This is a genomic window from Actinoallomurus acanthiterrae, assembly GCF_054775715.1.
This window is the reverse complement of record NZ_BAAHCO010000001.1, coordinates 5,088,892-5,101,349: the sequence shown is the minus strand read 5'-3', so window position 1 is coordinate 5,101,349 and position 12,458 is coordinate 5,088,892. Positions and strand designations below refer to the sequence as shown.

Below are 12,458 nucleotides of genomic sequence, written 5' to 3'. Positions count from 1 at the left end.
ACCCATCACTTGGAACTAAGTGGTCGCTCGATGGCTGCTCGCATGTCCTGGAACGGCCGGTTGGTGCGGCATCAGGACGAAGTCCTGGTTCAGAGGTGTTTCCGGGCTGAGCAGCAGGCGCGTGGCGACCGGCTGACGGCCGGGGGCACCGGCGACGACGACGGCGAAACCGTCGTGGAAGCCCGTGGCCGCGTACTCGCCGTTACGGTCCGTACGCGTATGGAGGAGTTGGCGGCCGTGCGGATCGGTGACCGTGATCGTGACGCCCGGCAGCGGTTCTCCGAAAGTACCACTGACCCTCCCGGTCAGCATCGGCGGCTGCTCGCCGAAATGGTGCCGGCGCGGAGGGAGGGCGACCGGCTCGGGGAGTTCCGCGGTGGGATCTTCCGCGGGAGGCACCGGGACATATTCCGTCACGCCGGCTCGCGCCTCGCGGACGAGCCGGCGCAGGTGCTTGACGTACCCGAGCACGATGAGAGCGGCACCGAGCGCGATCCACGCGCAGAGCACCGTGGTGGGCCGGCCCAGTTGCCGGTCGCCCAGGTAGTCGACGTTGCGCAGGGCGTCGGCGGCGTTGCCCATCGGCAGGACGGGATGGATGAAGCGGAAGAAGTCCGGGAGTAGGTCGACGGGGACCGTGCCGCCGCTGGAGGGCACGCTGAGCATGATGAACAGCGTGACGGAGGCCGCTGGGAAGAGCGGGCCGAGAAAGGACACGAGTCCGTAGGACGTCAGCGATACGGACTGCGTCAGCATGAACAGGTACAGCAGGGCGAGCGGATGGTGCGGGATCGCGTCCATCCCGTACGCGCCGGTGAGGTAACAGGCGAGGGCGGCGGCGGCGCCGCCTCCGACCAACGTGGCCACATGCGCCCGACGGCTGAAGCCCACCGCGCGCTGCATGGTGACCACCAGGAAGTAGGCGGGGAGAGTGCAGGCCATCAGCAGGTAGAACGGGCTGGTGCCCATGGTGTCGCCCGGCCTGGTCGGGACCAGTTCGTGGAAGTCGAGGGTGGCGCCGGCGCTCTGGGCCGCGGCGGTGAAGACCTGGTGAACGATCGTCTCCATGGCGACACCGTCCGCCTTGGCGCCGTACAGCTGCGGATGGTGCGGAGCCGGCGCGAACGCCGCCACCGCGTCGCCGTTCAGGACGGCGGAGCGCGCCTCGGCGGCGGAGTCGACCGCCCGCAGGGTGAAGCCGCCCGGGACCGCGGTGTCGAGTCGCTGCTGCAGCTGCGCCGTCGCGGCCGGCGGAGCGGCGACCGCGATCTTGATGTGGTGCGGCGTCGGGTGGTGGAAGGCCGGCAGGAAGGAACAGAGCAGTCCGGCCAGGAAGATCGCGGGGAGCCAGAGCCCCATCACGAGTGTTCGCACGATCCCGCCGGCAGGTGTCCTCTTTGCATGCGCAGATGCCATACGGGCGAGCTTAGCGAATTGTGCACTGATGCATTAATGCACGGGTGCAACCACTCTGCCGAGAGTACGCTGGCGCTCGTCGGCGGCGAGAGGACTCGATCAACGTGCAGGGTGCGGTGCCAGGGCTACGTGAGCGTAAGAAGACCGAGACTCGCGAGGCCCTGCGCGCCGCCGCCATCCGGCTCTTCCTGGAGCACGGTCCCTCGGCGGTCACCGTGAACGACATCTGCGAAGCCGCCCGGGTCTCCCGCCGGACCTTCTTCAACTACTTCGAGAGCAAGGAGGCGGCGGTCTTCGCCTGGGACCAGCGCCTCAGTGACGAGTTCGCCTCGAGAGTCGCCGCGCGGCCGTCGCACGAACCACCACTCACCGCCCTGCGCCGAGCGATGGACGACACCCTGCCCAGCTTCGCCGCGCAGACCGGCTGGCCCGCGCGCAAGCAGCTGTTCAGCGCGTGTCCCGAGTTGAGGACGAAGATCGTGGACGCGTCCTTCCGCGTCGAGACCAGACTCGTCGACACACTCACCGATCGCATCGGGTGCCCGGCGGACAGCCTCTATCCGCGGCTGCTCGCGGGAGCGACGATCTCGGTTTTCCGCGTCGCCTTCACCGCCTGGTCTCCGGATACGGGGCTCGAGGGCCTGCGACTGCTCATCGGCCAGGCGTTCGACCACCTGGCCACCGGCCTCACCGTCCCCGCCTCCTGACCTTGAGGCAGGCGGCATGACCTGCGACACATCGGGGTCAGTGATGTCACAAATGTGAGCGCGGATCGGTCTTCATGTGTGACGTCCCGTTCGACGCTGACATTTGGGGGACCGATGAGTCGTAGGTCGCGGTACGCACGGGGAGCGGACCGGAGCCACTGGTCGTTCATGTTCGCTGAGATCGCCGCGTACGCGTTCATCGTGCTGCTCCTCACCGGCTGCTTCCTCATGTGGTTCTACGACCCCAGCATGAAGCGGACCGTCTACGGCGGCGCGTATCCGACGCTGCGGGGCGTCCGGATGAGCGAGGCGTACGCCTCGACCCTGAATCTCAGCTTCGACGTTCGCGGTGGCCTGCTGGTGCGGCAGATCCACCACTGGGCCGCCCTCATCTTCATCGCCGCGGTGACGCTGCAGTTGCTGCGCATGTTCTTCACCGGCGCGTTCCGTCGCCCCCGCCTGCTCAACTGGCTGACGTGGGTGGGGCTGCTGGTGCTGGGGATGGGCGCCGGCGTCACCGGCACGGTGCTGCCCGACGACCAGCTTTCCGGCGGCAGCCTCGGCCTCATCCAGGGGGTCATGCAGTCGATTCCGCTGATCGGCACCTACCTGACGCTCTGGCTGTTCGGCGGCGACTTCCCCGGCGAAAAGATCATCCCCCGCCTGTACGGAGCGCATCTCATCGTCAGCGTGCTCATCGTCGCGCTGCTGGCGCTGCGCTACGCGCTCGTGCGGCGGCATGGACACACCCGTTTTCCGAACCGGCTGCCGCGCCCCATCAGCCGCCGCACTCGCCTGGTCGCCCTCGGAGCGCTCTTCGCCGCCACCTGCGCGACCCTCGTGTTCCTCGGGTCGGTCGCACAGATCAACCCGATCTGGCTGTACGGCCCCTTCGAGCCCGGTTCGATCACCTCGGGCGCCGTACCCGGCTGGTACATGGGCTTCCTCGACGGCGGCCTGCGGATCATGCCGAACTGGGAACCCACGGTGTTCGGGCACCCCCTCACCCTCGCGGTGCTCGTCCCCGGGATCATCGTCCCGGGGATCTTCTTCACGTTCCTGGCCGCCTATCCGGTGATCGAGCGCCGGATCACCGGTGACCGCCGCGCGCACGACCTGCTGGATCGCCCACGCGATGCGGCGAACCGGACGGCGCTCGGCGCCTCCGGAGTGACCTTTTACGGGCTCCTGTGGGCGGCGGCCTCGAACGACCAGTTCGCCACGCACTTCGATCTGTCGCTGACCGCGCTCACCGTCTTCTTCCGCGTCGCCGTGATCGCGGGGCCGCCGCTGGCCTTCGTCGTCACCCGGCGACTCTGCCTCGGACTGCGGCAACGGGAACGCGACGAGGCAGAGCATGGTGTTGAGACCGGACTGATCCGGCAACTCCCCAGCGGTGGCTTCGAAGAAGTCACACGCCCTCCGGACCGACCATCGACCGAACTCGCTCCCGGCGGCACGTCCTCCCCCCATCCGACGAGCTGAGCGCACCGGCGGTGCCGGGGGTCGTGCGATCACAGGGCCTTTGTAGGCTGGGCGAACGGAGGCGCCGTGGGGAGGTGATCGTGGTCGCGCAGTCGGGGGACTCGGGCGCACTGGATGAGGCTGCTTCGGTCTTCGTCGGGTTGCGGCCGCGTCTGTTCGGGATCGCGTACCGGATGCTCGGCAGTTCGGCCGAGGCCGAGGACGTCGTGCAGGAGGCCTGGGTGCGGTGGCAGACCACCGACCGCACGGCCGTCCTGGATCCGGCGGCGTTCCTCGCGACGACCACGACCCGGCTCGCGATCAACGTCGCACAGTCGGCTCGCAAGCGGCGGGAGGCCTACGTCGGCCCGTGGCTTCCCGAGCCCGTGGACACCAGCGCCGATCCGCAGGCCGGAGCCGAGCTGGGTGCGGAACTGGAGCTGGCGGTCCTGTTCCTGCTGGAGAAACTCTCACCCACCGAACGCGCGGCGTACGTGCTCCGAGAGTCCTTCGACTACCCCTACGGACAGATCGCGGAGATCCTTCAGCTGAGCGAGGCCAACACCCGCCAGCTGGTGAGCCGCGCGCGCAGACATCTGGCCGCCGGGCGCCGCACGCCGGTGAGCTCCGGGGCGCACCGGCGCCTGCTGGAGACCTTCCTGGCGGCGGCCCAGACCGGTGACCTGGCCGCGTTGGAAGAGCTCTTCGCCGCCGACGTCGTCAGCTACTCCGACGGCGGAGGAGTCGCACGCGAGGCCGCGCGGCGACCCATGGTCGGCCGAACCCAGGTCGCGAAGTTCATCGCGGGATGGGCATCAAAGTTCTGGCCTGGAACGGCGACCGCGTGGGTCGAAGCGAACGGACGGCCAGGCGTGCTGGTCTCACGCGATGACACCGCCGTCGTGTTGCTGACGGTCAGCGCGTCGGAACAGGGCATCGACCAGATCATGTGGGTGATGAACCCCGCCAAGCTCGCGGGGATCTCCCGCACGCGGCCGGAGTCGCCGGACCCCGGGTCCGGCTCCGAACGTGCCTGACCGCCGCCGATAAGGCCAGGTCAGGGTCACATCGTCGCCGCGTCCGGCAATGCGGGCCCCGATCTGTGACGAACGAATTCCGCGAAGGCTGTCACAGGCGGTGCGGCTGTCCGGTCTTAGCTGGCGACCGGTGCTGAACGGTGCCCCGGCGGAGCCGCACCCCACGGCCGAAAGGACGATCATGAGCACCCCGAACGGCGAAGACGGCGTCTTGTACGAGCTGGAGATCGAGGTCGAGGAGGAACTGACCGTGACCGAGACCAGCGACCCGGAGACCGACGTACCGGTCGCCGACTGGCTGTTCGACCCCGCCGACACCGAGCGCGAAAGAACAGGCCTGCGCGGCCTGCTCGGCGCGATCCAGGCGCTGGAAGACGACTCACGCCCCGGTGACCAGGGCGTTTGACGCGCCCACCGGTGGCGGCACCGCGGCCACTCCGCGTCCGTCCATCCCTTGTCGATCATGACCAGGACCTCGTGTCGCCGTGTCCGGCAGGATGATCGCATGACAGCGAAGAACGGCAGGCGGTGGAACCACAACATCCATTACCACCCCCGCATTCTCGGCGCGGTCCCCGATGGCGCCCAGCGCGCCCTCGATATCGGCTGTGGCGAGGGCATGCTCGCCCGCGCGCTTCGGCGGACCGTGCCGCACGTCACCGGCATCGACCTCGACGCGCCCAGCCTCGACCAGGCCCGTGAGTACCCGGACGACGTCGACTACATCCGCGATGATTTCCTCACCCATCCCTTCGAGCCCGCCTCGTTCGACGTCGTCGCGTCGGTGGCCACCCTGCACCACGTGGACGCCGCCGCCGGGCTGACCCGCATGCGCGACCTGGTGCGCCCCGGCGGTGTCCTGGCCGTCGTCGGCCTCGCACGCGGCACCATGCCCGGCGACCTGCCGCGCGACCTCGCCTCCGTCGTCGTCGGCACCTTCCACCGTGCCTTGAAAGGCCATTGGCACCACCCGTCCCCCGTCGTGTGGCCGCCGCCGGTGACGTACACGGAAATGCGAGCGCTGGCCGCGGAGATCCTGCCCGGTTCCCGGTACCGCCGGCACCTCCTGTGGCGCTACAGCATCGTCTGGCGCAAGCCGCGGGACTGAGCAGGATCGGCCGGCAAAGTGTTATGGGGAGCGATACATATGCGATCGCCGCACCGGACCGATCGAAGCCCTGAAACTTTCAAGCCCGGGGTGGTCGTCGCACGGATGGACGGCGGCGGCGAAACGCGGTGACGTACCCCGTGAGCGCTGGAGGAATCCGCTCACCAGGGCATGCGGATATGCGGGCGGTTCCCGGTGATCCAGTAATTGTTCCCCGGCCTGCGCGTTGTGTCGATCATCGACGCCACATACGCTCTGCCGCAATCGGGAAAACGCTTTCCCAATCCAATCGTCCGCATGCGCACGAGTGGCACCTCGTGCGCCGCGAGCGAGAGAGGAGAGGCAGCGATGCACCCACGAAGCAGGCGGCGAGCCGGCTTGTTCGCGGCGATCTGGGTAGCCATCGTGGCGGTCACGGCGGCGTTCGTCGTGACACAGACCGCGTCGGCCGCGACCGTTCCCACGTGGCCGACCAAGACGGGCGACGTCACGGTGACGAAGACCATCTCGGTCAGCGGGACGCGTGACGGCGGAATGAAGCGTTACTGCTGCGTCGGGGACGGCGGCCAGGGCGAGAGTCAGCCCGCGATGTTCGACCTGGCCGACGGCGCGACGCTGAAGAACGTCATCATCGGCTCCCCCGCCGGCGACGGCGTGCACTGCGAGGGCCGGTGCACCATCCAGAACGTGTGGTGGGAGGACGTCGGCGAGGACGCCGCCACCTTCAAGGGCACCAACGGCGATTCCTATGTCATCGGGGGCGGCGCCAAGTCGGCCTCGGACAAGGTGTTCCAGCACAACGGCTCCGGGACCGTGCACATCTCGAACTTCTACGCGAAGACGATCGGGAAGCTGTACCGGGCATGCGGTAACTGCTCCACGTCGTACAAGCGGCAGGTGGTCGTCGACAACGTCATCCTGGACAGCGCCAAGTACGTCGTCGGCATCAACACCAACTGGGGTGACCAGGCCACCCTGACCCACATCACGCTCATCAACGGCAAGAGCGCGCATGTCTGCGCCGAGTACAAGGGCGCACCGAAGGGCAGCGAGCCCACGTATCTCAAGGACGGGTGGGGCGACTCGTACTGCCACGTCACCAAGTCCGACGTCACGTACCAGTAAGACGGTTCATCGATCGTCGCGGCCCCGAACGGGAGATTCGGGGCCGCGACGTTGGTTCAGGCGTTCTGGGCGCCGTTGTAGACGTTCCAGGCGGCGTCGCGGTAGTAGGCGAAGTAGGAGTTGCCGTCGGTGCCCGAGCCCCAGCTGCCGAAGAAGCTGGCGGTCTGTACGGCCGACCCGTCGGATTGATAATTGACGATGAACGGGCCACCGCTGGCTCCGCCGCTCAGGCCCTGGCAGTTGGGGATGTGCACGCCGCCGTTGTAGCTGTCGGCCGGCGTGCCTTCGCACCACACCGCGTAGTCGACGCTCGCGGGGATGCCGATCGCGTGCGCGTAATTGTTGGTCGACCAGTTGAAGCCGATTCCCGAACCGCCGACCGCGCCCTGGACGTGCATGCCGCTGTTACCGCCGGTGTTGAGCACGATGAAGGCGTTGTCACCACCGGGGCTGGTGTCGTCGATACGGACGCCGGCCGACCGCCAGGTCCACCAGCCGTACGGGGCGTTGCCCTTGTTGTAGGTCGGCGCGAACTGGAAGTTGTTGTACCAGGCGCCGGTGCTGATATCCATGACGCAGTGACGCGCCGTGGCGATCACATCCTGGTTGTTGCTGGTCACGACGTTGGCGGTGCAGACGTAGTCGCCGCCGTTCTCCGGGTTGTGGAAGAACAGGCGTCCGACCGTCGACCATACGCTGGCATTGGCCTGTATCCCGCCTGCGGCGCGAGCGGGACGGCTCGCGTGGATGGTGCGCGGCGTTCCGCCGGGAGAAGCGGTGATCCCCGCGGAGCGGGGACGCGCGGGAAGCGGAGCGGGCCTTGCCGCGGCCAGGCGCCGCGGGGTCCAGTACGAGCGCACCGCTCGAGTCGAGGAGTGGTTGACCGCCCAGCGGGTCCGTGGCGGAGCCGGACGGGTGGCGGTTGACGGCGTGGCCGCACTGGCCACGGGGATGAGCGCGCCGAACATGGCCATACCGGCGATGACGGCCATTGTGACGCGGCGTAGGGGTGTACGCACGATGTCCCTTTCTGGCGGGAATGGACATCGTGATCATGAATGGGGCGAATAATGATCCGATAAGGATTTGATCACCGTTCGGTCAAGGCGAGTCAGGAACCTAGGTGTTGTCGGTCAACCGCCGAGAGTGCCGCGTCGGCAGCACGTATCGAACCGTCCGTACGGTGAGGGAGTGCCTCCGGTGCCAGACACCGCGATCCTCGAAGGGCCACGCGTAGGTCATGCTCCCGTCGCGGATGCACCCGAGCAGGCCGGGCGCGTCGAGCTCCTGGGCGGACCACTCGTAGAGCTGCTGGAGCCGGGGCACGATCACGCCGTAGTCCAGCATGCGGCCGAACCCGAGTTCGCGATCGAGGTAGGAGCCGACGTCCCCGGTGAGCGGATACGCGTCGGGCAGCACGCGGGACAAGCTCAGGAAGATCCCGGCCATCCCCAGTCTGGGATCCCCCAGCAGGGGTGCGAGGGAGCGAAGCCATCCGAGCGACAGGCGGGGCGCGGCGACGAGTGCGTGCGTGAAAAGAACCCGGCAGAGCACGACGTTCATGAAGAACCGCTCAGCGGCGTTCTCGGCCTCGGCGAGCTCACGATGTTCGAGGTAGGCGGCGACCACGCTCGCGTTATGCGCCCGATACCAGCGCCGGGCGGTCGGGTGGTTCGCGAACGACATCCAGTGATTGACGGTGTGCGCGGACACCGGACCCGGCAGCCGGCCGCTGATCGCCACGGCCTCACAACCGTCGCGCAGCAGCCGCTCGTTCACCGCACGCCACCACGGGCTACCAGGGCGAATACCGTGCGGCGGCTCCAACACGCCGCGCCGGAGCTGCCATCGCATGAACGACATCGCCGCCCGCCGATACGGCAAATGGCGTGGGGCCTGACCGAACGGGCCGTTATAACTGCGCTTGACGAGGGCAAGGCGGGCCGCCGGCTCGTCTCTCACGGCAGAGACCTGCACGGCCGCCCACTCCGCAGCCGTCATCGCAGACTTCACGCGTCCGATTGTTCCAATCGTTGACCTGCACCGGCTAGTGCGCTGCACCTGAAATTCGCCGGTAAGACCATCCGAATGATTCGCGAATTCATTTCATGCGCCGCGCCCGCGCGCTTTCTCCCGGTGAACGACGGGAACCGCTCCGTCAGGGCGCCGTTGGGCCGTCCAGTGCCTCGACGGCCTCGACGAGCGGCTGCAGCCGGGGATCGCCGGCCGCGCGGTCGAGGGCCTCGCGGAGCGCCGTGTCGTGCGTCGGGCGGGCGTCGGCGAGCAGGGCGAGGCCCGCCGTGGTGACGTCGGTGTAAATGCCGCGGCGGTCGGTCGGGCACAGGTAGCGGGACAGGAGCCCTCGGTCCTCGAGGCGTGAGACCAGCCGCGTGGCCGCGCTCTGGCTGAGGACCACCGCGTCGGCGACCTGGTGCATGCGCAGGTGGCCGCCCTCCCCGTTGTGCTGGTGGCTGAGGACGTCGAGCAGGGAGTACTCGCGCGCGCTCAGGCCGTGGCCGCTCTCCAGCGCGCGTTCGATGTGCGTCTCGATCCGCTGCTGCAGCGCGGACAGGGCGTACCAGCCATGAGCGAGACCGGCGTCCGTGGCGGTCATGGGTCCTCCTGCTGCGACAAGCGTGGGCATCCGCGCACGGCCCATGATAGGACACGGCTGCAATATCAGGCGTTTGCAAGTAACGGCTCGTGCAACTATTGTCGGAGCGCGTTAGACGTGTACGCAACATCCGCTGGAAGGTCACCCATGCCCCTCGCACTCCTGGCCCTGGCGATCGGTGCCTTCGGGATCGGCACGACGGAGTTCGTGATCATGGGCCTGCTGCCCGAGGTCGCCACCGACTACTCGGTCACGATCCCGACCGCAGGCCTGCTGGTCACCGGTTACGCCGTCGGCGTCCTCATCGGCGCGCCGCTGATGACGGTCCTGGGCACCCGCGTCCCCCGTAAGCGCATGCTGATGCTGCTGATGGGGCTCTTCACGGTGGGCAATCTGATCTCCGCGCTCGCCCCCTCCTTCGGCGTGATGTTCGCCGGCCGCATCGTCGCCTCACTGGCGCACGGGGCGTTCTTCGGCATCGGCTCGGTGGTCGCGGCCGATCTGGTCGCGCCGCAGAAGAAGGCGGGCGCCATCGCGTTGATGTTCACCGGCCTGACCGTCGCGAACGTGGTGGGCGTGCCGATGGGGACGCTGGTGGGCCAGCACTTCGGCTGGCGCGTCACGTTCCTGATCGTCGCGGCGCTCGGCGTCGTCGGGCTCGCAGGCATCGCCAGGCTCATACCGGAGCAGCCCCGCCCGCAGGGAGTCCGCCTGCGCCACGAGCTGATCGCCTTCCGCAACACGCAGGTGCTCCTGGCGATGGCGATGACCGTCCTCGGCTTCGGCGGCGTGTTCGCCGCCATCACCTACATCGCGCCGATGATGACCCGCGTCGCCGGATTCGCGGACACCTCCGTGACCTGGCTGCTCGTGCTCTTCGGACTCGGCATGATCGGCGGCAACCTGCTCGGCGGCCGCTACGCCGACCGCCGCCTGATGGCCATGCTCTACGTCACGCTGAGCGCCCTCGCCCTCGTCCTGGCGCTCTTCACGGTCACCGCGCACCACAAGGTCGCCGCCGCGATCACCATCGCGCTGATCGGCGCCCTCGGCTTCGCCACCGTCCCGCCGCTGCAGAAGCGCGTCCTGGACCAGGCCGCGGGTGCTCCGACTCTGGCCTCCGCCGTCAACATCGGTGCCTTCAATCTCGGTAACGCGCTGTCGGCCTGGCTGGGTGGCATGGTGATCGAAGCCGGCCTCGGATACACCGCACCCAACTGGGTCGGCGCCCTGCTCGCCGGCTCCGCCCTGGTGCTCGCCGTCATCTCGGGCACCCTTGAGCGTCGCGGCGTCACCCACAGCCGGGTCGCCGACTCGGGTACGGCCACCGAACGGCGGCCCGCTTCTCCGACGATGCACGCCTGACCGGCCACACTCTCCACGGCCACGCCGGTCGACGAGTCCTCGACCACGGTTTAAATCGGGTGGTACCGGCCGATAACGGTGGGTGACCCAGAGCGCCGGAGCCGACGTCTTCCGGCTGCGGTGTCCGAACCGGCATCCGACACGGGGGTGGGGATGCGGTCTCGAAACGGTCGGACCTGCCCGTCCGCCGCCACGGCCCTTGCCATCACTCCGCTGCTGTGCGGCTTCACCGGCGGGCCGTCGCCCTCACCATCGGTCCGGAAAGGGGCCGCGCTCCAGGACCCGCCACAGGTGGCGAGCCACGGCGGGGTCCTGCGGACGAAGATCGTGGTGGAGCGGCGTCTGGTGGACGTGGGCGGCCGCAGGCTGTGGGCGCTGACCTACAACGGCCGCTACATGCCGACCGTGCTGCGGGTCCGGCCCGGAGACAGACTCGAGCTGGCGATGGAGAACCGGCTGAACGCGCCGACCAACCTGCACGTCCACGGGATGCACGCCTCGCCCAGCGGGCACGCGGACAACATCTTCGTCCGCATCGATCCGCATCAGACGTTCCATTACTCCTACCGGTTCACCCGTAACCTCAAGCCCGGCACCTACTGGTACCACTCGCATGAGGACCCCATCTCCGCACCTCAGGTGGCGGGCGGGATGTCGGGCGTCATCGTCGTCGACGGACTGAAGGACCGTCTACCGCGCTCGCTTCGCGGCATCACCGAGCACGTCATCGCGCTCAAGGACTTCCAGGTCCAAGGCGACTCGGTCAAGACCCAGAACCTGAAGATCAGCGCACCCACCACCCGCACGGTCAACGGTCAGCTGAATCCGACCGTCAAGATCCGTCCCGGGGAGTATCAGCTGTGGCGGCTCGCCAACGTCAGCGCCAACATCTACTACCACGTCCGCCTGCGCGGACAGCGGTTCTACGTGATCGCGCATGACGGCGACCCCGTCGACCGGATCTGGACCGCCGACTCCCTGCTGCTCGCCGCCGGGACCCGGTTCGACGTGCTGGTCCAGGGTGGCCCCCCGGGCACCACACAGTTGGAGACGCTCCGATACAGCACCGGGCCCGCTGGGAACACCTTCCCCCAGGCGACCCTGGCCACCCTGGTCTCGGCCGGGACGCCCGTACACCCCGTACGGCTGCCGACCACATTCGCGCCGGTCGAGGATTTCAGCCACGCCAAGATCGCCGCACGGCACACCATCGTCTTCTCCGAGAACGCCGCGGGCACCAAGTACTACATCAACGGCAAGCAGTTCGACATGAACCGGGTCGACATCCGGTCCAAGCTGAACACGGTCGAGGAGTGGGTCGTCCGTAACGACAGCAACGAAGAACACTCCTTCCACGTCCACACCGACCGCTTCCAGCTGATGAGCATCAACGGTCGGCCACACCACGCCCACGGCCGCCAGGACACCGCCAGCGTCCCCCCGAAGGGCCAGATCGTCATCCGGATCCGCTTCACCGACTTCACCGGAAAGACGGTCCTGCACTGCCACATCCTCAACCACGAGGACGCCGGAATGATGGCCGTTCTGGAGATCGTCAAGTGACCGAATCCGCATATTTGAGAGTTTTAAGGAATTATTGCTAATCGAGGTCAGTGCTCATT

At 68.1% G+C, this 12,458-nt stretch carries 12 protein-coding genes; 8 read left to right on the top strand and 4 right to left on the bottom strand.

Going from position 1 to position 12,458, the window contains the following annotated elements:
- Window positions 1–15 precede the first annotated feature (15 nt).
- A complete protein-coding gene (locus ACYVF7_RS24320) occupies window positions 16–1,374 on the bottom strand; it encodes a carboxypeptidase regulatory-like domain-containing protein (RefSeq protein WP_460344895.1) in 1,359 nt (452 codons plus the stop codon).
- Between the two features lie 158 nt (window positions 1,375–1,532).
- On the opposite strand from ACYVF7_RS24320, the gene ACYVF7_RS24315 reads away from it, so the two are divergent.
- The 6 genes from ACYVF7_RS24315 to ACYVF7_RS24290 all read left to right on the top strand — a co-directional run bounded on the left by ACYVF7_RS24315 (window position 1,533) and on the right by ACYVF7_RS24290 (window position 6,857).
- Window positions 1,533–2,123 (top strand): TetR/AcrR family transcriptional regulator, encoded by a 591-nt coding sequence (locus ACYVF7_RS24315; protein WP_460344892.1) that lies wholly within the window; start codon window positions 1,533–1,535, stop codon window positions 2,121–2,123.
- A 114-nt stretch (window positions 2,124–2,237) separates the two neighbouring features.
- On the top strand, window positions 2,238–3,608 hold the full coding sequence (gene qcrB, locus ACYVF7_RS24310) for a cytochrome bc1 complex cytochrome b subunit (protein ID WP_460344889.1): 1,371 nt from the start codon (window positions 2,238–2,240) through the stop codon (window positions 3,606–3,608).
- An 80-nt stretch (window positions 3,609–3,688) separates the two neighbouring features.
- The gene (locus ACYVF7_RS24305; RefSeq protein ID WP_460344886.1) at window positions 3,689–4,624 is read left to right on the top strand and encodes an RNA polymerase sigma-70 factor; all 936 of its coding nucleotides are present in this window, start codon (window positions 3,689–3,691) and stop codon (window positions 4,622–4,624) included.
- Window positions 4,625–4,805: 181 nt separating this feature from the next.
- The gene (locus ACYVF7_RS24300; protein WP_460344883.1) at window positions 4,806–5,030 is read left to right on the top strand and encodes a hypothetical protein; all 225 of its coding nucleotides are present in this window, start codon (window positions 4,806–4,808) and stop codon (window positions 5,028–5,030) included.
- Between the two features lie 99 nt (window positions 5,031–5,129).
- Window positions 5,130–5,732: a class I SAM-dependent methyltransferase gene (locus tag ACYVF7_RS24295; protein WP_460344880.1), complete on the top strand. Its 603-nt coding sequence runs from the start codon at window positions 5,130–5,132 to the stop codon at window positions 5,730–5,732.
- A 348-nt stretch (window positions 5,733–6,080) separates the two neighbouring features.
- Entirely contained in the window at window positions 6,081–6,857 is a 777-nt protein-coding gene (locus ACYVF7_RS24290) for a pectate lyase (protein ID WP_460344877.1), read from the top strand.
- A 56-nt stretch (window positions 6,858–6,913) separates the two neighbouring features.
- Here the strand turns inward: ACYVF7_RS24290 and ACYVF7_RS24285 are convergent, their stop codons facing one another.
- From ACYVF7_RS24285 to ACYVF7_RS24275, 3 genes are all read right to left on the bottom strand, one after another.
- Window positions 6,914–7,849 (bottom strand): hypothetical protein, encoded by a 936-nt coding sequence (locus tag ACYVF7_RS24285; protein WP_460344874.1) that lies wholly within the window; start codon window positions 7,847–7,849, stop codon window positions 6,914–6,916.
- A 127-nt stretch (window positions 7,850–7,976) separates the two neighbouring features.
- Entirely contained in the window at window positions 7,977–8,636 is a 660-nt protein-coding gene (locus ACYVF7_RS24280; protein WP_460344871.1) for a hypothetical protein, read from the bottom strand.
- 379 nt (window positions 8,637–9,015) lie between these two features.
- The gene (locus ACYVF7_RS24275; protein ID WP_460344868.1) at window positions 9,016–9,471 is read right to left on the bottom strand and encodes a MarR family winged helix-turn-helix transcriptional regulator; all 456 of its coding nucleotides are present in this window, start codon (window positions 9,469–9,471) and stop codon (window positions 9,016–9,018) included.
- Window positions 9,472–9,618: 147 nt separating this feature from the next.
- Between ACYVF7_RS24275 and ACYVF7_RS24270 the strand changes: the two genes are divergently transcribed.
- Both ACYVF7_RS24270 and ACYVF7_RS24265 read left to right on the top strand, forming a co-directional pair.
- Window positions 9,619–10,836, top strand: a complete 1,218-nt coding sequence (locus tag ACYVF7_RS24270; RefSeq protein WP_460344865.1) for an MFS transporter — start codon at window positions 9,619–9,621, stop codon at window positions 10,834–10,836.
- A gap of 153 nt (window positions 10,837–10,989) precedes the next feature.
- Complete coding sequence (locus ACYVF7_RS24265) at window positions 10,990–12,399, top strand: multicopper oxidase family protein (protein ID WP_460344862.1); 1,410 nt, start codon at window positions 10,990–10,992, stop codon at window positions 12,397–12,399.
- Window positions 12,400–12,458 lie beyond the last annotated feature (59 nt).

Excerpts from the sequence above, each read along its gene's own strand:
- qcrB (WP_460344889.1), top strand. The coding sequence starts at position 2,238 with ATGAGTCGTAGGTCGCGGTACGCACGGGGAGCGGACCGGAGCCACTGG.
- ACYVF7_RS24300 (WP_460344883.1), top strand. The coding sequence starts at position 4,806 with ATGAGCACCCCGAACGGCGAAGACGGCGTCTTGTACGAGCTGGAGATC.
- ACYVF7_RS24295 (WP_460344880.1), top strand. The coding sequence starts at position 5,130 with ATGACAGCGAAGAACGGCAGGCGGTGGAACCACAACATCCATTACCAC.
- ACYVF7_RS24290 (WP_460344877.1), top strand. The coding sequence starts at position 6,081 with ATGCACCCACGAAGCAGGCGGCGAGCCGGCTTGTTCGCGGCGATCTGG.
- ACYVF7_RS24285 (WP_460344874.1), bottom strand. The coding sequence starts at position 7,849 with ATGGCCGTCATCGCCGGTATGGCCATGTTCGGCGCGCTCATCCCCGTG.
- ACYVF7_RS24275 (WP_460344868.1), bottom strand. The coding sequence starts at position 9,471 with ATGACCGCCACGGACGCCGGTCTCGCTCATGGCTGGTACGCCCTGTCC.
- ACYVF7_RS24270 (WP_460344865.1), top strand. The coding sequence starts at position 9,619 with ATGCCCCTCGCACTCCTGGCCCTGGCGATCGGTGCCTTCGGGATCGGC.
- ACYVF7_RS24265 (WP_460344862.1), top strand. The coding sequence starts at position 10,990 with ATGCGGTCTCGAAACGGTCGGACCTGCCCGTCCGCCGCCACGGCCCTT.